Origin of the sequence: Pseudoxanthomonas sp. CCNWLY206-1 (assembly GCF_039710385.1) — a bacterium.
Classification (GTDB): domain Bacteria; phylum Pseudomonadota; class Gammaproteobacteria; order Xanthomonadales; family Xanthomonadaceae; genus Pseudoxanthomonas_A.
Genome location: NZ_JBDKXI010000001.1, coordinates 100857 through 123121, shown reverse-complemented (window position 1 = coordinate 123121; position 22265 = coordinate 100857). Strand labels below are relative to the sequence as shown.

Genomic DNA, 22265 nt, shown 5'->3' with positions numbered 1-22265 from the left:
TCGCGCCACGCAACTCGCCCGCATTCGCCAGCCAGTAACGCGTTCCGCGCCAGCCAGCCATCGCCAGCAAGCCCGGATCCAGATACGCCTCCTTCGGGAGGCGTTTTTGTTTAGGAGCGATGCGAGTCGCGACCGAAAATTGCCTGGGTGATCTATCGCGACTCACCGGTGCCGGCACCACTCTTACAACGGCATCCATCACCAAGCCGCACGTGTGGCGCCATCAACCGTGGATCTTCTCGCCCCGCGCCAGCATCTCCACCAACTTCTTCACTCGGTCGGCACGCGTCTCCGGCTTCTTCGCGGTTTGCACCCGCCAGCACACCGCATAGCGGTTGGTCTTGTTCAACGTCTCGAAGAAGGCTGCGGCTTTCTTGTTCTTCGCCAATGCCGCCGCCAGTTCGGGGGGTACCTCCATGGTGGTAGCGCTGTCATAAGCGGCTTGCCAGCGGCCATCGGCTTTGGCAGCTTCCACTTCGCGCAAGCCTGCGGGTTGCATGCGTCCGGCGGCGATCAATGCATCCACCTTGGCGACATTGATCTTTGACCACACGCTGCGTGGTCTTCGTGGGGTAAAGCGCTGGACGAAACATTGCGCATCAAAGGTCTTTTTCTGTCCGTCGATCCAGCCATGGCAAAGCGCAACCTCCAGCGCTTCGGCATAGCTCACGGAGACCATTTCCGAACCCTTCTTCGCGATCTGCAGCCAGACGCCTTTTTCCGCGGTATGCGCCGCGAGCCACTTTTCCCACGCGGCGGCGTTCTTGAAGTGTTTGACGGGTAGATCGAACGTCTGGGACATGATTACTCCGTTGCAGACTGCAGCTTGTATGAGGTCGTTGCCCGCAATTCCCCGCGCCAGCGATCTTGTGCCCGCACTTCCACGCTGTGCTCGCCTGGCTCTAGTTGCGTGGGCAACGAGCCGCGCCAAAGATGCGGCGATGGCTTGGCTTCCGGCGAACGATCGTAGCCGCGTAACGTTTCCGCCAAATCATCGCGCATATTTTCCACGGTCAATGCCGGATCGGCTTGCAGAACCTTCATCATCGGTTTCCAGTCGCCGCCGTCGATGCGGTACTCCACCCGTGTGCCGTCATCACCCATGTAGACGTTGGCGTAAACGCCCCATGCCGGATACGCGCCCTGCCGCAAGACCTTGGGTGCGTGCAGGCCGATCGCCGACTGCGGGTTGCGCGCCGGGTGCCATGACAGCGCGTACACGCCACCATTGCTCACCCGTAGCCGTGCATAGCCGTTCGGCGTGCCGTCGGCCATGGTGGCATCCGGAACGCCCTCTTTGTCCTTCACGCCCGACCAGAATGCACCGCACGCAGCACCGACGTTGTACTCATGCAGCGGCCGTTCGCCTGACCAGCCGGTTGCAGCGTCGTGGTACCAGTGTCGTTGCGTATGGCTATGTCCACTGAGTATCAGCACATGTGGAAAGTCCCGCAGCAGCTCGAACAACCGCTCGCGGTCTGGCTTGCGGAAGGTTTCTGCACCGCCTGTCGCTTCGAACAACGTGATATGCATGCCCAGCACCAATAGACGATCCTTGGGCACGGTACGCAGATAGGCTTCGAGGAACCCGAATTGATCCTCGCGGAAACCACCAACATAGGCGGGCTTCCCGCTGGGCCGGTAGATCACGTTATCCAAGCCAATGAAGATCGCGCGCGCTTCTTCCCAAGCGAAAGTATCTGGTCCGTAGACGTTGCGAAAGCTCGACAGTGAATCCTCGTCGCGAGGCGCATCGAAATCCAGATCGTGATTGCCCGCGATATGCAGCCACGGTATCTGCAACCGCTTCGTCTGTGCATTCAAAGCCGGATACAGCGACAGATCGTCGTCGACGACATCGCCCAAGGTCAGTCCCAATTGCGCGTTGTGCTTACCGATCAGGGGCTCAATGATGTCGCGCTGGTAGTAGCCGACATCGGTGCGACTCTTGGTCTGCGTGTCGGCGAACAGCAACACGTCAAGATCGCTCTGCCCCGATACCTTTTGTGGCAGGAGACCGAAGTTCCTGCACTTAGGGGATGCCGCCGGGATGCCGCCGTACTTCAGCGATGGGCCGGGCTTGCTATGCACGTGCGTCCAGAAATCCGGCAGTCCGTCCGGTCGCTGCGGCAAGTCGTATCCGGCTGGCTTGATGACGAATACCGTGCGACCGTCGATCACCGGTAGTCGGTACTCGCCGTTGGCATCGGTGAGAACCACAGTCATACCGTCGGAAACCTTGATGTCTGGCAGCGATTTCTCGCCTGGATCTCTCTGCCCGTTGCCATTGCTGTCTTCCCAAACCTGGCCGGCGTTGCAGGGCGACGACGGCACACTAGCCGCGGCGGGGTGAGCCAGTGACAACAGGGATAGGACGGCGAGAAAACAGCGCACGGGCGACTCCGGGGAATACCGGGGTCGATTATCGCCTGGAGTAACCCTGCAAGCGCAAAGAGCCGGGTAGGAGCGGGCGTCCCGCCGCGAGCTCTTCGCTTCTATCGCGATCTGGTGGAAAGAGCTCGCGGCGGGACGCCGCTCCTACGGGGCAATCGTGCTCCCTATTTGCGGTGACGATCCTGCAGCACCGCTACGGCATCTTGCAGCGAGAGCCCCCTGGCGCGCAGCAGCACGGTCAGGTGGAAAAGCAGGTCGGCGCTTTCGCCCAGCAACGCCGCATCGTCCTGGGCGACGGCGGCCAATGCGGTTTCCACGCCCTCCTCGCCGACTTTCTGTGCGATGCGCCGCACGCCACCTTCAAACAAGCGCGTGGTGTAGCTATCGGCGGGACGATCGCGCTCGCGTTCGGCGACCAACGCATCCAGGTCGGACAGGAAATCCGAGGGTGCATCGGCGAAGCAGCTCGCGCGCTGAAGATGACAGGTAGGACCCTGCGGGTGCGCCTGGATCAACAGGGTGTCGTTGTCGCAATCGGTCTCCAGCGACGCCAGGCGCAGCACATGGCCGGAGCTCTCGCCCTTTTTCCACAAACGCTGCTTGCTGCGGCTGTAGAACGTGACCTCGCCGCTATCCAGGGTCGCCTCGAGTGCCGCACGGTTCATGTAGCCGAGCATCAGTACACGGTGATTGCCGGCATCTTGCACGATGGCCGGCAACAGGCCGTCGCCCTTGTTCCAATCCAATTCTTCCGCTAAGAAAGTCGCATCCGGCCTCGCGGATGAAAGCGGCGGTATCGCATCAGTTCCCACGGCGCACCTCGATGTCCTGTTCCGCCAGATCACGCTTCAGATCGGCGATGGCAATTTTTCCACTATGGAAAACACTGGCGGCCAGTGCTGCGTCCACGTCTGCCTCACGGAAAACCTGTGCGAAGTGCTCCGGTTCGCCGGCGCCGCCAGAAGCGACCAACGGCACCTGGCAGATCGCGCGTACTGCGCTCAATTGCTCGATATCGTAGCCGCGGCGAACACCATCGTTGTCCATGCAATTCAGCACGATCTCGCCAGCGCCCAACCGCTGCGCTTCGGTCACCCAATCGAGCGTGCGTATCGGCAAGGCGCGGGTCTTGGCCGGGTCCCCGGTGTACTGGCGTACGCGCCATTCGCCGTCGGCTTCGCGAACCGAATCGATGCCGACCACCACGCACTGCACCCCGAAAGCTCGCGCCAATTCGGATATAAGCTCAGGCCGCGCCAATGCGGGTGTATTGATCGAAATCTTGTCTGCCCCGGCATATAACACTGCGCGCGCGGTTTCCACGCTACGGATGCCGCCGGCTACGCAGAAGGGAATATCCAGCAGACTGGATACGCGTTCCACCCAGCTGTAATCCACCGATCGGCCTTCCGGGCTGGCGCCGATGTCGTAAAACACCAGCTCGTCGGCACCTTCATCACGATAGCGCAGTGCGAGTTCGACGATATCGCCCATGTCCACGTGGTCGCGGAAGCGCACGCCTTTGACCACGCGGCCGTCGCGTACGTCGAGGCAGGGAACGATGCGGCGACTCAGCATGCCAGTGCCTCCGGCAACGTGAAGCGACCTTCCAGCAAGGCGCGTCCCAGCACGATACCGGCGCAGCCTTCCGTTCTCGCCGTCGCTACGTCGCCGGCTTCGCGTACGCCACCAGAGGCCTGCACCCGCAACGTCGGTGCGATCCGTCCCAGATGGCGATAGAGATCGAAGTTGGGACCCGACAGCATGCCATCGCGCGCGATATCAGTGCTCAACAAATGCAACAAGCCGCCATCGGCGAAGCGTTGGGCCAAATCATCCAATGTGTCGGCAGCGGTTTCGGTCCAGCCGTGCACCGGCAAACGCCAGATACCGGCTTCATCCTGTCGCGCATCCAGCGCAACGGTGATGCGTTCGGCGCCGAATCCGGCGATCCAATCCAACACGGTTTGCGTCTCGCGCACCGCCAGCGATCCGATCACCACCCGCTGAGCGCCCGCCTCCAGAATATCCGCCACGTCCTGTTGCGAACGCACACCTCCACCGGTTTGCACTTTCAGTCCTGTGGTCGCGCGGATTTCGCGCAGCAACGGCGCAAGCGTATACCCGCCTGCACGTGCCGCATCCAGGTCGACCAGGTGCAGCCACTGCGCGCCTTGTTGCGCGTAGAGCTGCGCGACGACGAGGGGCTCACTGTCATAGCGCGTCTCGCGCGCATAGTCGCCTTGCGCCAGCCGCACCACGCGTCCTTCACGCACGTCAATGGCGGGGTAAAGCTGAAAGCCCGTCTCGCGCTGAAAGGGAGGCTGTGCCGTATTGGCAGCTATTCCGTTCATGCCAGGCCGGTCTCCAGGAAATTCTTCAACAATGTGGCACCGACCGTCGCCGACCGCTCCGGATGGAATTGCGCGCCTGCCACATTGCCGCGCTGGACAATGGCCGCGAACGACGAGCCGTGCTGAGTGGACGCCAGGCAGTCGTCCGTCACCGGTGCCGCATAGCTATGCACGAAATAGGCGTAGCCGTCTTCCTCCATGCCTTTCATCAGGGACGTGGGACGCTGCAGGTGCAACGTATTCCATCCCATGTGGGGTACACGCACGCCTTTGCCCGCTGGCAGTTTTGCGACGTGGCCCGGTAGCAGTCCAAGGCACGGCGTGTCGTCTTCTTCGGAGTGTTCGAACAGCAATTGCATGCCTACGCAGACGCCTAGCAATGGCTTTTCCAAGCTACGCAACGTATCCACCAATCCCAGTTCGTGCAGCCGCCCCATCACCATGGCGGCGGTGCTGACACCGGGCAGGATCACTCGATCAGCATTGCGTATTGTCTGTGCGTCACCTGTCAAAGTCGCTTCCACGCCCAGGCGCCGCAAGGCGTAACGCACCGAGCCGAGATTGGCGCCGCCGGCATCGATCAGGGCAACCTGCATCACAGGGCTCCCTTGGTCGAGGGCAGTTCCGCACCTTCGCGGCGAATGGCTTGCCGCAATGCGCGCGCCAGCGATTTGAAGCAGGCTTCGACCTTGTGATGGTCATTGTCCCCGCGCACGCTGAGGTTGAGATTCAGGCCGGATGCATCGCACAGCGAACGGAAGAAATGCGGCACCAGTTCGGTCGGCAGATCGCCAACGCGCTCGCGCTTGAACTCGCCTTCGAACACGAAGTACGGCCTGCCGCTGAAATCCAAGGCCGCCGTTGCCAGCGTCTCGTCCATCGGCAGCGTGAACCCATAGCGGCCGATACCGCGCTTGTCGGCCAGTGCTTCGCGCAACGCTTGTCCCAACGCTAGCCCAGTGTCCTCGACGGTGTGGTGCTCGTCGATGTGCAGATCGCCGTCGGTCCTGATATTCAGTGCGAAACCACCGTGCTTGCCGATCTGTTCCAGCATGTGATCGAAGAACGGCAAACCCGTGTGTACGTTGGGATCGGCAATACGGTCCAGGTCCACTTCCACTCGGATCTTGGTTTCCTTGGTATCGCGCTGGACTACCGCGCGACGGGGTGCGTCCGCCAATTCATGCGCGATGCCGCTCCAGTCCCATTCGCCGCCGAATTGCGGTGTCTTCAACTGGAAAGCGCGGATGCGCAGGTTCTGGGCGAAGGCGATATCGGTTTCGCGATCACCGACCATCGCCGAGCGCTTCCAGTCGATGCTGCGGTCCTGCAGATAGTGCAACACCATGCCGATGCCCGGCTTGCGGGTCGGCTTGTTCTCTTCCGGCCAGCTACCGTCCACCAACACTTCGCGGAAGCGGATGCCCTGGCTTTCGAAGATCTGCAACATGAGGTTGTTGGGGCCATCGAACGTTGCCTGCGGGTATTGTTCGGTGCCCAGTCCGTCCTGATTGCTGACGATGACGAACTGGTAGCCCGCGTCGCGCAGTTTCAGCAGCGCTGGTATGACGTCTTTGACGAAGCGGATCTTTTCGTAGGCGTCGATCTGGAAATCGGCGGGCTCTTCGATCAGGGTGCCGTCGCGGTCGATGAACAGGAGGGGGGTCATCGAATGTTCTCGTTGGGAAGCGGCTCGCCAAAAGCAAATCCCCCTCGGTCCCCTTTGACCAGCCATTCGGCTGTTGAGAAGCGCCGCAAAAGGGGAGGCAATGCATCATCGCCAAGGGTATCTAATCCGTTCCCCCCTTTGAAAAAGGGAGACGGGGGGGATTTGCTTTTCGCCCAGGTCATGCCGCCATCTCCAACGCCCGGAGTGCGGCAACCACCCGGTCATTCTGTTCCGGCGACCCGATGGTGATGCGCAACGCGTTGCCCAGTTGCGGTGCAGCGCGTTGGTCGCGAACTACCACGCCGGCTGCCAGCAACGAGCGGAATGCCGCTTCGGCATCGCGGAAACGCGCCAAAAGATAATTCCCTTGCGACGGATACACGCGCACGACTTCTGGCAGCACCGCCAGTGCGGCTTGCAGGCGTGATCGCTCCGATTTGACCAGTTCAGTTCGTTGACGCGTTTGCGCCAAAGCTGCGTCCGACAAACCAGCCAGCGCGAGTTCGGCGCATGGTGTGGGCACCGGATACGGCGCCTGGCAACGACGCAGCACGTCGATCAGTTCCGCGTCCGCGATAAGGCTGCCGATGCGTGCGGCAGCTAGCGCATGCGCCTTGGACAAAGTACGCAGGACCGCGATATTGGGGTGCGAAGCCAGCAAGGTAGTCGCCGACGCGCTATCAGAGAACTCGCCATAGGCTTCGTCCACCACCACGAGCGCCCTGCCCTCCAGGCGCTTGGCCAACAATGCGATATCGGCCAATGCAATGACTGAACCTGCGGGATTGGACGGGGAACATAGAAAGACCAGTTTGGCTCGGCCAGCGATGGCCGCTTCGGCAATCGCCTGGAGATCCGCGACGAATCCAGTTTCGCTATCGATCAGCGGCACCTCGGCGATACGCGCATCCTGCAGCCGCGCGCAAACGGCGTACATGCCGAACACCGGCGGCGTGACGACGACAGCGTCGCGCCCAGGGACACAGAGCGCACGCACCAGCAGATCGATGGCTTCGTCGCTTCCGCGGCCGATCAGCAGTTGATCCACTGTGCAGCCGTACAACTCCGCCAGCCGTTCGCGCAGCGCCTGCGGCTGCGGATCAGGGTAGCGGCGGCAAGAGGCTTGCGTGTCGGCGGGATTGGCCCAGGCGGACTCATTGGCGTTCAACCAGATATCGCCGCGCAGGGTTTCGCTGCGCGCGGATTTGTAGCCGGCGAAACCGCGTAGATCTTCCCGCACCAGGTCGAGGACGCGGCTGTCTGGCGCAGGGCTATTGGGCGTCGTGTTCATGCCGCCACCTTGCGAAGGCGCAACGACACCGCATTGGCATGCGCATCCAAACCTTCGGCCTTCGCCAGGACCACCGCGCAAGCGCCGATCGCCGCGATGCCGGCGCGGTCGGCCGATTGCACGCTGACGAAATTCTGGAAGCTGGTCACGCTGACACCGCTGTAGGCCCGCGCCGCGCCGCTGGTAGGCAGCACATGGTTGGTGCCGCTGCAGTAATCGCCCAGTGCTTCGGGCGTGAAATCGCCCAGGAACACCGAACCGGCCGCTTCCACTTTATCCAGCCAAGTCCGCGGCTCGCGCAGGGCCAGGATGAGGTGCTCCGGCGCGTAGGCATTGCTGATGGCGAATGCGTCTTCCAGTGCGTCTACCCGGATGAGTCGTGAAGAGGCCAACGCACCTCGTGCGATGTCCGCGCGAGGCAACCTGACCAGTTGCGTCTCGATTTCCGCCGCGACTTTATCGATGAGCTCGGCGGAATCGGAGATCAACAGTACTTGCGAATCCGGGCCGTGTTCGGCCTGCGAGAGCAGATCGGCGGCGACGAAAGCCGGGTCGGCGCCAGCATCGGCAATCACCAGCACCTCGGAAGGGCCGGCCGGCATGTCGATGGCGGCCGCGCCGCTTTGAGCCACCTGCTGCTTGGCTTCGGTGACGTAGCTGTTGCCCGGCCCGAATATCTTGTCGCACTTGGGCACCGAGGTGGTGCCGTAAGCGAGCGCCGCGATGGCTTGCGCACCACCCAGCTTGAACACGCGCGTCACACCGGTCAGCTGCGCCGCGACCAGCACCGCCGGATCGGCGCTGCCGTCCTTGCGTGGCGGCGTACACAGCACTACTTCGCGACAACCGGCCAAGCGTGCGGGCACGCCCAGCATCAATGCGGTCGAAGGCAGCGGTGCACTGCCGGCAGGTACGTACAAACCGACGCGTGCGATGGGGCGAATGATCCGCTCGCACACCACGCCCGGTGCGGTTTCCACAGCGTAGGGCTGCGCGATACCGGCTTTATGAAAGGTTTCGATGCGTTGCGCCGCTTGTTCCATCGCCGCGCGCAACTCTGCGCCCACGGACGCCTCGGCGGCGGCGAACTCCTCCGCACTCACTTCGAAACGTTCGATCTGCGAACCATCGAAGCGCAGGGTGATATCGCGGAGTGCGGCGTCTCCGCGTTCACGCACATCCGCCAGCAGTACCGCCACCGACTCGCGCGTTTTTGTCGCCACTGTTTGCACCGGCCGGGTTAATGCCGCCCGGCGTGCGGACTCGTCCAGCGCGGACCAATCCAGCTGCTCGCTCATCAACGCACTCATGCCAACGACCTCTCGACCGAAAGCACCATCAGGCTCTGCGCGCCAGCACGTTCCAGTTCTTCCAGGCGCTGCCAAGTAACCGCACCATGGCACATCGTCTGCAACGACAGCGGGCCATCGCCTTCCATCGGCAGCAAAGTGAGCGGGTCGGCATCGGGCAGCAAGCGCGACAGTTCCGCCACCGTATCGCGGTGAGCGCGGAACATCAGCAGCTTGCTGTCCTTGAGTTTCAGTACACCGTCCAGGCGTCGCAACAGCATCGCCGCCAGTCCGGCGCGCGCATCCTCGAATTCGCGAGTGGGCCCCGCCAGTACGGCTTCGCTGTCCAGCAGCGTTTCCACCGGCTTGAGCTGGTTGGCCGCCAAAGTGGCACCGCTGGAAACCAAGTCGCAGATCAGATCGGCGGTGCCCAGCTTGGGCGCGATTTCCACCGAGCCGGACAATTCCACGACACTCGCATCCACACCCTGCGCTACTAGCCAGTTGGCGAGAATCGCCGGGTAGCTGGTGGCGATGCGCATGCCCTGCAACTGCGCCGGTCCATCCCAGTTCCAGTTTTCCGGGATGGCGAGCATCAATCGGCAGGCGCCAAAACCGAGCGGTCGTAGTTCGCGATAAGCCTGCGGCAATCCAATACGAGCGCGCGCACCCGCTTGTTCGTCCAGTTCATTGCGACCGACCACGCCAAAATCGCAGACGCCATCGGCGATCAGGCCGGGAATATCGTCGTCGCGAACCAATAGCAGGTCCACCGGCAGCGATTCGCCGTAGCAGAACAGCTTGTCGCGGCTTTCGCGCCAGCTCAGCCCGCAGGCGGACAGCAGCGCACGCGCCGGCTCGGCCAGCCGGCCGCTTTTCTGGATAGCGATGCGCAGACGGTCGCGCGTCGCGGGAGCGACTATGGGGCTCATGGTGTTCGGACTCAGTGGGAAGCGGGCAAGGAACGCGACGACTGGCTACGCATCGCTCGCGCGTAACCGCCGGCGCCGCGTTCCAGCGTGCGGGCGACCCGGCCGATCGTGGTGACACTGACCTGGGTCAGCTCATGAATTTCCCGATAAGGCACGCCCTTCAGCAATAACGGGACCACCCGCCAGCGGTCCGCCATGGCTTCCAGCTCAGCAGGCGTGCACAGATCCTCCAGGAAGGCGCGAACATCTTCCGGCCGCGTCAGCGTCGCCATTGCGCTCGAAAGCGCCTGCAATGAGGCGCTTTCGGCTGGTTCGGCGGCAGGGGAGCGGCGTTTCATCGGTATCGACCATTCAATGTACTAATGTATTATCACATTAATACACTCTGGGCTCGCCGTCAACCCGCTGCCCTGCGCTGGCCGCGGTTTGCGTTGGAAGGTGCGGACCATCGCAAAAACGGAAGGCGACTCGATGCACAACGGCAGGCGGGACCCGGAACGATGAGTACACTGCGATGCAAGCGGCTCGGGCAGCCGGACGTGGCACGGCCCGGCGAACCGCTTGGGGGAAAGGCGCTGGGCATGAGCCGTTGGCACTTCCGCTGGATTGGCCTACTGATCTTGCTGGTCTGCGGATCGGCGCAGGCACAGCCACGACTGGAACAATCCCGTCTAGAGATGGCCGCCGACTCCACGCAAGAATCGCTGAGCCCATACACCGCTTATTTTCACGACACCGATGGGGGGGCGAACCTTGACGCCGCCCTCGCCCACTTGTCCGCGCAACGCTTCCAGCCACTGCCTGACGGCGATTCCTCTTTCGGCTTCCAGACCGGTGCCTATTGGTTCCATGCCACGCTGCTGAACCACAATCCCACGGAACAGCGCTGGCTACTGGTCCAGGACTACGCGCTAAGCGACAAGATCGATGTCTATGCGCGGTATCCGGATGGACGCGTGGTGCATTACATCGGCGGCGACAACCATCCGTTCGAACAGCGCAGCATTCGTTATCGCCATCCGAACTTCTGGTTGAACCTGCCGGTCGACACGCCAGTGCAGCTGTTTGTGAGGGTGGAAAGCCAGAGCTCCATGCAAGTGCCGCTTTCGCTTTACACGCCCACGGCTTTCACCGAACTGGCACGCAACAGCGAACTGGGCATCGGCATCTATTACGGCATCCTGCTGGCACTGTTCTTCTACAACCTGGTGCTATGGCTAGCGCTGCGCGATGCCAGCTACTTCTGGTACCTGTTCCATATCAGCGCGTTTGGCCTGGTGTTGTTCACGCTGAATGGATTGGGGTTCGAGTATTTCTGGCCGCAGTCGATGTGGCTGGCGGACAAGTCCGTGCCTTTATCGATTTGCCTGGCGCAGATCGGCATGCAGCAATTCGCGCGGAAGTTCCTGGACCTGCGGCAACGTTGGCCGCGAGGCGATCATGTCAGCCTCGGTACGATCGTCTTCTTCGTGCTGCTGGGCATCGCGTCCACGCAATTGCCGTACCACATCTCGGTTCCAGTCGCGTCCGCAGCGGTTTTTCTTAGCATTGCCTGGATCGCCGCCATCACCATCGCGGTGATGCGCACCGGTTATCTCCCCGCGAAGGTCTTTCTGCTGGCCTGGGCCATGTTCCTGTTGGGAACGGCGGTATTTGTAGCGTTGGCCTTCGGCCTGCTGCCCAAGACCTTCATCACCGAGTACGGCGTGCAGATCGGTTCGGCGCTGGAAATGTTGCTGCTGTCGGTGGCGCTAGGCTATCGCTATGCCGCGTTGCGCAATGAAAACGAGCGCATCGTAGGGAACGCCAAGATCCAGCTGGAACAGGAAGTGCAATTGCGTACTGCCGAACTGCGCAGCGCTTTGGGCCAGTTGGAAGACGCGCATCAGCGCCTGCGTGAATTCAGCAGGCATGACGGTCTGACGGATCTATACAACCGCACGCATTTTCGTGAAGCATTCGAACAGCTGCTGTCGCAAGCGCGCAACACGCGTCAGCCGATTTCACTGCTGATGATCGACCTGGATCACTTCAAGCGTATCAACGACACCTACGGCCACCTGGTGGGCGATGACTGCCTTCGTTGGACCTCCGATACGCTGGCCGAAGCGCTGGAGCCTTACAACGCGCTGCTGGCGCGATTCGGCGGCGAAGAGTTCATTGCCGCACTGCCCAACCTGGGACCCGAGCAAGCCCGCGCCGTTGCCGAGCAGCTGCGGCAGAGGCTGCGTGAGCGTCCTTGCCACAGCGGCGAATTCAATATTTCCATTTCCGCCAGCATCGGCGTGCACAGCGTGGATATCGAAGCCAAGAACAGCATCGACTCCGCGCTGCAAGTCGCCGATCAGGCGCTGTATGCGGCGAAGGCCGAGGGGCGGGACTGCGTGAGAGCCTTGTAGAACACGTTTGCCGTAGGAGCGCCGTCTCGCCGCGAGCTCTTCCCTTGAGATCGCGATAGGAGCAAAAAGCCGGCGCCGGGACGACGCTCCTGCCGCAAGATTTCCCAGACGATTACCCGTTACGCACCGCCGCCAGCAACTCCCCTGAGTCAACCAGATGCACCGCGGTAGCGACTTCGCCATCCAGCGCGCGATCGCGTTCCAGGAATGAAATCGATTGGCGGATGACGGCATGCGCAGCGGCGACGGCGGCGCCAGGATGGAACTCTTCACTTGCCGCCAGTTCCGCTCGCAATCCCTCCACCTCGGCAATGAAGGTCTCATGCCCTGCTGCTGTCGGCAGCGGCCCACCGGATATTTTCGATGCCAGTGCCGCAGCGTCCGCGCGACGCGCCAATCCACGCGCGGCATTGATCATATCGCGACGCAGATCGAGGGCCTGGGCGGCGGTGTAAAGCTCCAGCGCCAGCACCTTGGACAGATCACGTGTCATCGCCAGCACGTGCCGCGCTTCGTTGGCGCCCATCGACACATGGTCCTCCGCGTTGGCGCTGGTCGGTATCGAAAATACCGAAGCCGGATGCGCGCGGCTGGCCAGGTCGTTGACGATCGCCGCGGCGGTGTACTGCACGATCATATGGCCCGATTCGGTGCCATCTTCATTGCCGATCAGGAACGCGGGCAGGCCATCGTTCGTAGCAGGGTCGACCAGCTTGTTGAGGCGGCGCTCGGAGATTGATGCCAATACCGGAATCGCCGCTTTCACGTAGCTCATCGCCAACGCCAGCGGCATGCCATGGAAATGGCCGGCGGAGATGACTTGTTCTTCCACGTGCGCCGCATCGGCCTTGTCGGGGAACACCAGCGGATTGTCGGTGACGGCATTCAATTCCACTTCCAGCACGCGCTTGGCTTGCGCGACCGCATCGCGCACCGCGCCGTGCACCTGCGGAATACAGCGAAGCGAATAGCTGTCCTGCGGCTGGTGCTTCTTGCCGCCGCGGAACGGCCGGAACCGCAAGTAGAACTTTTCGCGGCCATGACGCTGATCGGCAGGCACCCAATCCCAGCCGATATCGAAACGCAACTGCTGCGCTTCCTCGGTGTCCCAGCTTTGTGGCAACCACGAACGGAACTTGGGCACCAGGTGATAGGGAATATCCGCCAGCGTGGAACCATGCAGCAGTTCGCGCAGGCGCGAAGCCACATGGACTTGCCCTGGATGCGGTCGCAGAGCATGCACTTCCTCGGCGAAAGCGCCCAGTCGGCCGGCGAAGGCATCGATGGTCATCGCGGCTGCCAGGTCGGCGGTGTCCAGCAGGTTGTCCAGCCGATACAGCGCCAGCACGCCCATCGCCAGCATCTGCGCGGTGCCATTGTTCAGCGCCAGACCTTCCTTGTACGACAGCCGGATGGGCGCCAGGCTGGCGCGGCGCAGCGCTTCGCCACCCGGCATGCGCTCGCCGTTGTAGAAGGCTTCGCCGCCGCCCAGCAATACGATGGCCAGATGCGACAACGGCGCCAAATCACCCGAAGCACCCACGGAGCCCAATTCAGGCACCACCGGCACGATGCCGGCATTGAGCATGGCCGCCAGCGCCTGCAGCGTTTCCACACGAATGCCGGAGTGGCCCTTCAATAGGGTATTGATGCGGATGCCCAGCATGGCGCGCACTACTTCCTGCGACATGGGCTCGCCCACGCAAACGGCGTGAGTGACGATCAGGTTGTGCTGCAACTCTTCATGCAGCGAACGGCCCGAAGGTACGGCTCCAGGCAAGGCATCCCGCAGCGGATGCGCGCCCAGCAGTTTGTCGGCGTTGCTGCCGAATCCGGTAGAGACGCCGTAGATCGGTTCTTCGCGGCGCACTTGTTCGGCAAGGAATTCGGCGGCACGCGCTACCGCTTTCAACGCCTCGGTATCCAGCTCCACGCTGGCGCCAAAGGCAATTTCGACCAGTTTGTCACGGGTCAGGGATTTTCCGTCCAATCGGATCGGCTTCATCGTTTCGCTTCCCAAAAAAGACGGATCGTTTGTGCCGGCGGTTTGCCGGCAGGCATGCCATCGATCAAGCCGATCGGCAGCGCAACAACGCGGATCCGCATGTCAATGTCCTGCCAGCGAGCGGGCCCGCTCCAGTCGGGCCTGCTCCAGCTCCACCTTCAGGCTGCTGGCCAACTCGTCGCGCGTCACTTCGAACTGCTGCTCGCGTTGCAGATCCTTGACCGTCACCACGCCGCGCGCCAGTTCGTCTTCACCGGCGAGTACGACAAAGCGCACGCCAGCGCGCGATGCGTATTGGAATTGCTTGGCCAGCTTGCGCGGCTCCATCTGCACCTCGGTGTTGATGCCACCGGCGCGCAGACGCCGCGCGATGTCCAGCGAATCGGCAAGCTGGGTTTCGTCCATCAACGCTACCAGCGCCTGCACACTGCTTTCCTCACTGCCGGCTATCAGTCCGGCTTCGCGCAGCTGCCAGAACAAGCGTGTCACGCCGATGGAGATGCCGACGCCAGGCAGCTTCGACTTGGTGTAATGGCTGGCCAGATCTTCGTAACGGCCGCCGGAACAAATGGAACCGATCTGCGGGTAGTCGTCGAGCTGCGTTTCGTAAACGGTGCCGGTGTAGTAATCCAGCCCGCGCGCGATGGAGAAATTCAGGCAATAGTCGCTTTCCGGCACACCCAGCGCCTTGACCAGTTCCAATACCTCACGCAGTTCGTTCGCGCCTTCCTGCAGCGATGCACTGGCGCCGGAGGCAAGCTGGACTTGGCTCACCACTTTTTCGATCTGCAGCAGCGCGTCGCTGTGCGAACTGGAGCGCAGCGCGACAAAATCCAGGATCTTCTGGGTGGCGTCGGCGGACAAGCCAAAGCCTTCGCCCATCAATGTCTCGCGCACGTAATCGGCGCCGCGCTTATCCAGCTTGTCCACTTCACGCAATACCAGCGCCTGCAGTTCACCGTTGGCGATGCCTTGCGCTTCGAAGAAACCACGCATGAACTTGCGATTGTTGAGCTGGATGGTGAAAGCACCAATGCCCAGATCACTGAAGACCGCATGTATCACCGCCAGGATCTCGGCGTCGAAGCGGATGGACAACGCGTCCTTGCCGATCACATCGATATCGCACTGGTAGAACTCGCGGAAACGTCCGCGCTGCGCACGTTCACCGCGGTAGACGCGCTGGATCTGGTAGCGCCGGAACGGGAAGGTCAGCTCGTGTTCGTGCTCGGCCACATAGCGCGCCAAGGGCACCGTCAGGTCGAATCGGAGGGCCAGCTCGGGCAACCCTTCCGCACTATCACTGGACTTGGCGAGCGCGCCGGTGGACTGCACGAAATAAACCTGCCGCTCGGTCTCGCCGCCGGACTTGGTCAGCAGCGTTTCCGACAGCTCGAATACCGGCGTTTCCACCGGCAGGAAACCGAACCGCTCGTAGTTGCGACGAATCGTATCCAGCATGCGTTGGAACGCGATTTGCTCGCGAGGCAGCAGTTCCATGACTCCGGGCGGCGTACGCGGCTTGATCAAGCGAAAACTCCAACGGGCGGCAAACTTCCATTTTAAGGCTGAATGCCTATTGGTGCCGGATCCTGCGGAATCTTCGTCGCCCTATTGCCGAGTGACCGGTCGACTGAATACAATGGCGAGCTTCACGGGGTGTAGCTCAGTCTGGTAGAGCGCTACGTTCGGGACGTAGAGGTCGCAGGTTCGAATCCTGTCTCCCCGACCAGCCAGGTGCCTTGCCACCAGCTGTTTTCGGTTTCCCCCTTCTGTTTTGCCCATCTTTAGACCACCAGCTGCTCCGTTCATGCGCTCAAAGTGCATGCGGCGTGCGCGGCTGTGCCAGCTGCGCTCGGCGAATGGCTTGCCAGCCACTGGGTTCATGAACGTGACAAGCCGGACCGGCAATCCGCCCGTCTGTCTTCCAGCCGCCGCGCCGCATTCACCTGCGACGGCGAGCGTCAGTAATCAGAACGCGACCAGCGCCTGCAATCGCAGGTATCGGTAGGCATAGCTGCCAGTACCGGTATCGGTCAGCACCGGAGTGTCGGTGTAGCCGGCGTCCAGGCGCAGCCACGCGTTTTTCCAACGCGGTGTTTCCACTCCGAACTCGACCATCCGCGCGCGCTTCCAGTTTTCTTCCGAACTGCGCTGCCGGCCCCAGCCGGCCTTCGCCGACCATTGGTAGCCGCCCACGTACCGGCGCCAAGCCAGTATCCCCAAGGCTTCGCCATACCACGGCGGCGAGTAGTAATCGCCCTCGAAGGCTTCGCTATTGCGATAGTAGCGAGTGCGCAGCTGCACGCTGATGCCCTGCTCCGGCGCTATCGCGTACACCAGATTGCCGCGCAGGTGCGTGCGCAGGTTGTCGCCCGAACCGAAGTCCTGCGCACCGGCCAGAACGCTGGCAGACCAACGGTCTCCCATCGGCAGATCGATCGCGGCGCCAGCGAACGTCTGTACCAGATCCTGCTCGGTACCCCGACGAGTCTCCAGTACGTCGCGTTCGACAAAGAACTCCTTGCGTCGCGCATCCCGGCTATGCACCGAGAAGTTGCCCAGCAGGTCCTCGCCGTTGCTGCCTATGTCCGCGTCCCAGCGCCACTGCCCCAGATCGCCCGCGCCACTCAGGTATAGCCGCTGTTCGCTCTCGGACCAGCCATCGCCGGAAAAGCGCGCGTATTCGACCTTCGCGCCCTTCCAGTGCTCCAGGTCCCGATGCTGAAAATCCCAGCCCAATGCGTACTTTTGTGTTTCGTTACCGTCGGCGTCGGAGCCGATCCATGCCTCCGTGCGCACGGCCTGGCGCACCGGCGCCTCTTCTTCGGCCGCCATGGCCGGAGTAGTTGCCAGCACCAACAGCAGTGCGGTGGCGATACCACTTGCTTTCATTTCGTTCCCCAGGTCTTGCGGAAGCGCAGTAGTTCGGCGGCGTAACCCATCACGCACACCGGCTGCAAAATCATGGTGTAGGCCATCGTGTAGAAGATGAAACCAGCGATGTTGCGCCGTACGCGCAAGTCCTGGTTTTTGAACATCTTGGACTGCACGCGGAAGATGATCAGATTCCAGATGGCCGCCAGCGGAAGCACCAGCAGCGTCATCACACCCGCGATCCAGTAGTAGCCGAACAGCGCCAGGATCACGCCTGGAATGAAAGCCAACGTGTAGACCAGATCAAGTGGCAGGAACAAGAGGTTCCACCAAATGAACAAGGTCGTCATGCGCGGCTTGACCAGCAGATTGCCGTGACGTGCGAAAGCTTCCATCAATCCGCGCGACCAGCGCTGACGCTGGCGTGCGAACTGGCCGAGTTCGGTTGGCACCTTGGTGAACAGGCAGGCTTCTTCGCAGTAGCCGATGCGCGCGCCGGTCTTCAGCAGCGCCCACGAAACCACGATGTCTTCGCCCACGCACTCCGGCCAGCCGCCGACTTGCTCCAGCGACGCCCGGGTGTACAGCGAGAACGCGCCCTGCGCGACCAAAGTGCCGTGGTACATGCTCTGCATGCGCTTCACCGCGGCGATACCGTGGAAGTAATCCCATTCCTGGCTGCGAGTCAGCCAGTTTTCGCGAGAGTTACGCACCAGTACCGCACCGGCGACGGCTACCGTGCCAGCAGGATCGGACAGGAAGCGCTCCACCAGCTTGCGTAGCGCGTCCGCGCGAAGGTAGGAGTCGCCATCCACGGTGATCACCAGCGATTGCGTGGTCTCCGCCAACCCACGGTTGAGCGCTTGCGATTTGCCGCGATTCTTCGGCTGAGCCAGCACCCGGATGCTCAAGCCAGGACGCGAGTATTCCGCGGCCTTGGCTTGGGCGATGGCGAGGCTGTCATCCACGGAACCATCGTCGATCACCACTACTTCGACGGAGCCCGCATAGTCTTGCCGGGCCAGGCTGGCCAACGTATCGGCGATGTTCTCGCTCTCGTTGTAGCAGGCCACCAGTACGCAGACGTCCGGCAACTCGGTGAATGTGCGAAGGCGAGGACGGCGATCCGACAGGATGGAGCCGATAAGGAAGGCATTCATGAATCCCGGCACGTAGGCGATGAACGCGATCACGAACAGCGCCAGACCGAAGCCGATCGGCTTGGACAACTCATTGAGCCAAGGCTGCGAAAGCTTGACGCTGGCCGCTACCCACGCAAGAGCGACGATCAGTACCAGCACGTATTTCAGACGCACCGGCACATAGAAGCGGCGATGCCCGCCAACCGGCTCCACAACCGCGGGTAGTGAACTGTCCGGCGGGGTTGGGACGATGGTGTCCGCGACAGTGAGTGGCGATGGAGCGTGCGTGTCGTACATGGCGGCGTGCAATCCGGACAGCGGGATAGGTCCCTTGTTGTCCCAACCGAGCAAATTTCATGCCAATCGTCGCCGTCGCGCCACTCGCGGGCCATTCTTGCAATAGTTACTAGTGAAAACATTAACGTGACGTGCCGCACAAAAAAGTGACGCGGTTCGTCACCTTTTACTAGGCCTGCATCAGGTTGATGCTGACCTTAGCCAGCATCGGAGGTACCCAAGCCGCTTGAGGGGCGTGATGCCACGGCCAAAGACTGACGCCCTGAGCCAAGAAGACCAAAAGAATGCCATTTCCCACAGTCCCTCTTGTCGGAGAGCGGATGGGCTGCCGGTTGACCATGACCAGCCACTGCTCGCTGCCGCTTGAGAAAACGTCAACGCGCGTGATCACTCAAGTGAGCCGTCATATCTCGGCGAATAATCGCGCATGGCCAAGTAGTGCTGAGACCAAGAGGGCAACGCGCGTTCGGTGACACAGTGTTCCAAGTCGGATTCCGCCACGCGCGTAGCCGATAATGACGGGAATGAAATCCCCTAGCGCGTCTTCTACATCTCTTCCCGCCAGCGCTTCATTTTGGTCCGGTCGCGGCCTGGTGTTGGCCGGCATCATCTTGTCGGCCTTCAACTTGCGCACGGCTGTGACCTCGTTGACACCGTTGCTGGATCAGCTCGGCGATCTGTTCGGTTTCGGGGCGACCATGACCGGTGTTTTCGGCATGCTGCCCACGGCAGCCTTCGCTGCGTTTGGCGCCCTGACACCCACCATTGCACATCGCATCGGCTTGGAGCGCACCGCATTGTTGGCGATGCTGCTGGCCATGCTGGGTTTGTTGTTGCGCAGTTGTGCAGGTGGAACGGGCGCCTTGCTCGCCGCGTCACTCACTGCGCTCGCCGGCATGGGCATCGGCAATACAGTGCTACCGCCGCTGGTCAAGCGTTACTTCGCCGACCGGGTGGGCACGGTCAGCACGCTCTACATCACGGTCCTGCAAGCCGGCACGATCCTGCCGGCCTTGTTGGCGGTTCCGGTGATGGCTGCGCTGGGTTGGCGAATATCGCTGGGCATGTGGTCGTTGGTCGCGGCTGCCGCGGTGCTGCCATGGTTGGCGGTGCTATGGCGGGAACGTCGCCATGACTGTGCGCTGGCCCAGCTCCATGACCAGGCAGTCACTCCAGGCGATGAAGCGCCGGAATTCACCGCACGGCCTGCGAATGGTCGCGCATGGCGTTCTCCTATCGCGTGGGGTATGGCGTTGATGTTCGGCATGACCTCGCTGATCACCTATTCGATGTTCACCTGGTTACCGAAACTGCTGATCGAATCCGGCGGAAGCCAAGCGCTGGGCGGCGCCATGGTGGCGTTGTTCTCGACCTTCGGTTTGATTTCATCCTTGACCATGCCCGCGCTGGCGGTGCGGATGCGCAATCCATATCGGGTGGTGGTGGCGTGTGCCGGCTTCTACCTGGCCGCGTTCGCGGGCCTGCTTTGGGCGCCGACCACGCTGCCAGCATTGTGGGTGGCCTTGCTCGGCTTGGGGCCCAGCACTTTTCCGCTCGCGTTGACCATGATCAATCTACGCACACGTACTCCGGCAGGTTCTGCGTCGCTGTCCGGCTTCATGCAGGGCGTGGGCTATTCGCTGTCCTGCATTGGTCCGGTCGCCTTTGGGCTGTTGCACGAGCACTCGCACGGTTGGTACTGGCCGTTCGCATTCCTGTGCCTGTGCATCGTGGTGCTGTTGATTGGCGGCTATCTCGCCTGCAAGCCGCGTTATCTGGAAGACACCTGGTAAATAGCTCAGAAGCGAATAGCCGCTGAGGGCGGCTCTCGTAGACCGGAACAAGGTCGGCTCTCCGTTCGCGCCGAAGCAAGAGCAGCCGAGCGAGCTCGGCTCTACGAAAGCGCCCTGCTCGGCGAAGTTCCCTCGGGCTGTCGTGTAGAGCGGAGCTTGCTCCGCTGCTCTTGTTCAGACGGCACATTGGCCGGACGCGGATCGGAGAGCAGCCGAGCGAGCTCGGCTCTACGAAAGCGCCCTGCCCGGCGAAGTTCCCTCGGGCGGTCATGTAGAGCGGAGCTTGCTCCGCTGCTCTTGTCAGACGGCACATTGGCCGGACGCGGGGATCGGAGAGCAGCCGAGCGAGCTCGGCTCTACGAAAGCGCCCTGCTCGGGGAAGTTCCCTCGGGCGGTCATGTAGAGCGGAGCTTGCTCCGCTGCTCTTGTCCAGACGGCACATTGGCCGGACGCGGATCGGAGTTTTAAAGAAGATCAGGGTGACGAACCTGCCCTTCCCCGCGCACGACAAAGCGTTCGACCGTCAACGATTCGGCACCCATGGGGCCGTAGGCGTGCAGGCGTGTCGTCGAAATGCCGATCTCCGCGCCCAAACCTAGTTCGCCGCCATCGGAAAAACGCGACGAGGCATTGACCATCACGACGGCCGAACGTAGTGAATGAACGAAGCGATCGGCGGTGGCTTGATCTCGCGTGACGATCACTTCCGTATGGTCGGAGCCATAGCGGCGAATGTGCGCAATGGCATCATCGAAACTGCCGACCACGCGCACGGCCAGGATCAGATCCAGGAATTCGGCGGCATAGTCCTCTTCGGTGGCCGCTTTGGCGTCAGTCAACCATTCGCGTGAATGCGAGTCCCCACGCAGCTCCACTCCGCGTGCGCGCAGCGCTTCACCCGCCTTGGGCAGGAATGCCGCAGCGACGTCGGCGTGCACCAGCAACGTCTCCAAAGCGTTGCAAACGCCAGGACGCGATGCCTTGCCATCCAGCAGCAAGCGCAGCGCCAACGCCAGATCGGCGCTCTGGTCCACGTAGAGGTGGCATACGCCCTTGTAGTGTTTGATCACCGGCACTCGCGCGTGTTCGGCGACGAATCGGATCAGACCCTCGCCGCCGCGGGGAATGGCCAGATCGATGATGTCAGTAAGCTGAAGCAGTTCCACCATGGTGTCCCGGCGCAGGTCTTCCACCAAGGTCACTGCAGCCTCCGACAGCCCCGCGTCGCGCAACGCGCGTTTCAGTGATGCAGCGATGGCGGTGTTGGAATGGATGGCCTCGGAGCCTCCCCGCAAGATCACACCGTTGCCGGCCTTCAAACACAGCGCGGCGGCATCGGCGGTAACGTTGGGGCGGGCTTCGTAGATCATCGTCACTACGCCCAATGGCACCCGCACACGTTCGATCGCGATCCCGTTGGGCCGTACTTCGCGACGGGTGACCTGCCCCACCGGGTCGGGCAGTTCGGCTACCTCGCGAACTGCATTGGCTATGCTGGCCAGACGTCCTGCATCGAGTCGCAGCCGGTCCAGCATGGCGCCAGTCACGCCCTTGGCGTTGGCTGCTTCCATGTCCCGAGCATTGGCTGCCAGGATGGCTTCGGCATCAGCGGCCAGTGAGGCTGCCATTGCACGCAACAAGTCATTTTTAGCGGCCGTGGACAGTTGCGCGATGTCCTGCGCGGCGTCGCGGCATTGCAGCGCTTGTTGCTTGATGTCAGTCATGGTTGTTCCGAACACACCTAAAAAGATTCTGTAGAAGCGCGATCCCGGCGCGATCTCTTGCCAGGCAACCGGGGAAGAGCTCGCGCCGCGCTCCTACCG

The 22265-nt window shown here is 62.1% G+C and carries 17 protein-coding genes, 1 tRNA gene and 1 pseudogene; 3 read left to right on the top strand and 16 right to left on the bottom strand.

All coding sequences use genetic code 11. The features are described 5' to 3' along the window. Positions 1-223: 223 nt before the first annotated feature. The 11 genes and pseudogenes from AADW18_RS00520 to AADW18_RS00470 form a co-directional block, all read right to left on the bottom strand. A complete protein-coding gene (locus AADW18_RS00520) occupies positions 224-802 on the bottom strand; it encodes a YdeI/OmpD-associated family protein (RefSeq protein WP_337341393.1) in 579 nt (192 codons plus the stop codon). A gap of 2 nt (positions 803-804) precedes the next feature. Continuing rightward, positions 805-2244: pseudogene (locus tag AADW18_RS00515) on the bottom strand (calcineurin-like phosphoesterase family protein); the annotation flags it as partial. A gap of 314 nt (positions 2245-2558) precedes the next feature. After that, positions 2559-3140 (bottom strand): bifunctional phosphoribosyl-AMP cyclohydrolase/phosphoribosyl-ATP diphosphatase HisIE, encoded by a 582-nt coding sequence (hisIE, locus tag AADW18_RS00510; RefSeq protein WP_337341392.1) that lies wholly within the window; start codon positions 3138-3140, stop codon positions 2559-2561. Between the two features lie 55 nt (positions 3141-3195). Continuing rightward, a complete protein-coding gene (gene hisF, locus AADW18_RS00505; protein ID WP_337341391.1) occupies positions 3196-3972 on the bottom strand; it encodes an imidazole glycerol phosphate synthase subunit HisF in 777 nt (258 codons plus the stop codon). Next, the gene (gene hisA / locus AADW18_RS00500) at positions 3966-4748 is read right to left on the bottom strand and encodes a 1-(5-phosphoribosyl)-5-[(5-phosphoribosylamino)methylideneamino]imidazole-4-carboxamide isomerase (RefSeq protein WP_337341390.1); all 783 of its coding nucleotides are present in this window, start codon (positions 4746-4748) and stop codon (positions 3966-3968) included. The genes hisF and hisA overlap by 7 nt, the downstream gene beginning before the upstream one ends. Continuing rightward, complete coding sequence (gene hisH, locus AADW18_RS00495; RefSeq protein WP_337341389.1) at positions 4745-5344, bottom strand: imidazole glycerol phosphate synthase subunit HisH; 600 nt, start codon at positions 5342-5344, stop codon at positions 4745-4747. The genes hisA and hisH overlap by 4 nt, the downstream gene beginning before the upstream one ends. Next, positions 5344-6417: a bifunctional histidinol-phosphatase/imidazoleglycerol-phosphate dehydratase HisB gene (gene hisB / locus AADW18_RS00490; protein ID WP_337341388.1), complete on the bottom strand. Its 1074-nt coding sequence runs from the start codon at positions 6415-6417 to the stop codon at positions 5344-5346. The genes hisH and hisB overlap by 1 nt, the downstream gene beginning before the upstream one ends. 178 nt (positions 6418-6595) lie before the next feature. Continuing rightward, positions 6596-7708: a histidinol-phosphate transaminase gene (hisC, locus tag AADW18_RS00485; protein ID WP_337341387.1), complete on the bottom strand. Its 1113-nt coding sequence runs from the start codon at positions 7706-7708 to the stop codon at positions 6596-6598. Then, positions 7705-9006, bottom strand: coding sequence for a histidinol dehydrogenase (gene hisD, locus AADW18_RS00480; protein ID WP_337341386.1), 1302 nt, complete (start codon positions 9004-9006; stop codon positions 7705-7707). The genes hisC and hisD overlap by 4 nt, the downstream gene beginning before the upstream one ends. A gap of 8 nt (positions 9007-9014) precedes the next feature. After that, positions 9015-9929: an ATP phosphoribosyltransferase gene (gene hisG, locus AADW18_RS00475; RefSeq protein ID WP_337341385.1), complete on the bottom strand. Its 915-nt coding sequence runs from the start codon at positions 9927-9929 to the stop codon at positions 9015-9017. Positions 9930-9940: 11 nt separating this feature from the next. Then, entirely contained in the window at positions 9941-10267 is a 327-nt protein-coding gene (locus AADW18_RS00470) for a YerC/YecD family TrpR-related protein (protein WP_337341384.1), read from the bottom strand. A gap of 243 nt (positions 10268-10510) precedes the next feature. Between AADW18_RS00470 and AADW18_RS00465 the strand changes: the two genes are divergently transcribed. Then, a complete protein-coding gene (locus AADW18_RS00465) occupies positions 10511-12328 on the top strand; it encodes a diguanylate cyclase (RefSeq protein ID WP_337341383.1) in 1818 nt (605 codons plus the stop codon). Positions 12329-12440: 112 nt separating this feature from the next. Here the strand turns inward: AADW18_RS00465 and AADW18_RS00460 are convergent, their stop codons facing one another. Together AADW18_RS00460 and hisS are read right to left on the bottom strand one after the other, a co-directional pair. Beyond that, positions 12441-14333: an aromatic amino acid ammonia-lyase gene (locus AADW18_RS00460; protein WP_337341382.1), complete on the bottom strand. Its 1893-nt coding sequence runs from the start codon at positions 14331-14333 to the stop codon at positions 12441-12443. 102 nt (positions 14334-14435) lie between these two features. Beyond that, positions 14436-15863 (bottom strand): histidine--tRNA ligase, encoded by a 1428-nt coding sequence (hisS, locus tag AADW18_RS00455; protein WP_337341381.1) that lies wholly within the window; start codon positions 15861-15863, stop codon positions 14436-14438. 125 nt (positions 15864-15988) lie between these two features. On the opposite strand from hisS, the gene AADW18_RS00450 reads away from it, so the two are divergent. After that, positions 15989-16065, top strand: a tRNA-Pro gene (locus AADW18_RS00450). Between the two features lie 239 nt (positions 16066-16304). Here the strand turns inward: AADW18_RS00450 and AADW18_RS00445 are convergent. Both AADW18_RS00445 and AADW18_RS00440 read right to left on the bottom strand, forming a co-directional pair. After that, the gene (locus tag AADW18_RS00445; RefSeq protein ID WP_337341380.1) at positions 16305-17228 is read right to left on the bottom strand and encodes a hypothetical protein; all 924 of its coding nucleotides are present in this window, start codon (positions 17226-17228) and stop codon (positions 16305-16307) included. Beyond that, positions 17225-18649, bottom strand: a complete 1425-nt coding sequence (locus tag AADW18_RS00440; RefSeq protein ID WP_337341379.1) for a glycosyltransferase — start codon at positions 18647-18649, stop codon at positions 17225-17227. The genes AADW18_RS00445 and AADW18_RS00440 overlap by 4 nt, the downstream gene beginning before the upstream one ends. Before the next feature lie 524 nt (positions 18650-19173). Here AADW18_RS00440 and AADW18_RS00435 point away from each other — a divergent pair. Beyond that, positions 19174-20442 (top strand): MFS transporter, encoded by a 1269-nt coding sequence (locus AADW18_RS00435; protein WP_337341378.1) that lies wholly within the window; start codon positions 19174-19176, stop codon positions 20440-20442. Positions 20443-20906: 464 nt separating this feature from the next. On the opposite strand, the gene AADW18_RS00430 is transcribed toward AADW18_RS00435, so the two are convergent. Further along, positions 20907-22166 (bottom strand): glutamate-5-semialdehyde dehydrogenase, encoded by a 1260-nt coding sequence (locus tag AADW18_RS00430; RefSeq protein ID WP_337341377.1) that lies wholly within the window; start codon positions 22164-22166, stop codon positions 20907-20909. Positions 22167-22265: the final 99 nt, after the last annotated feature.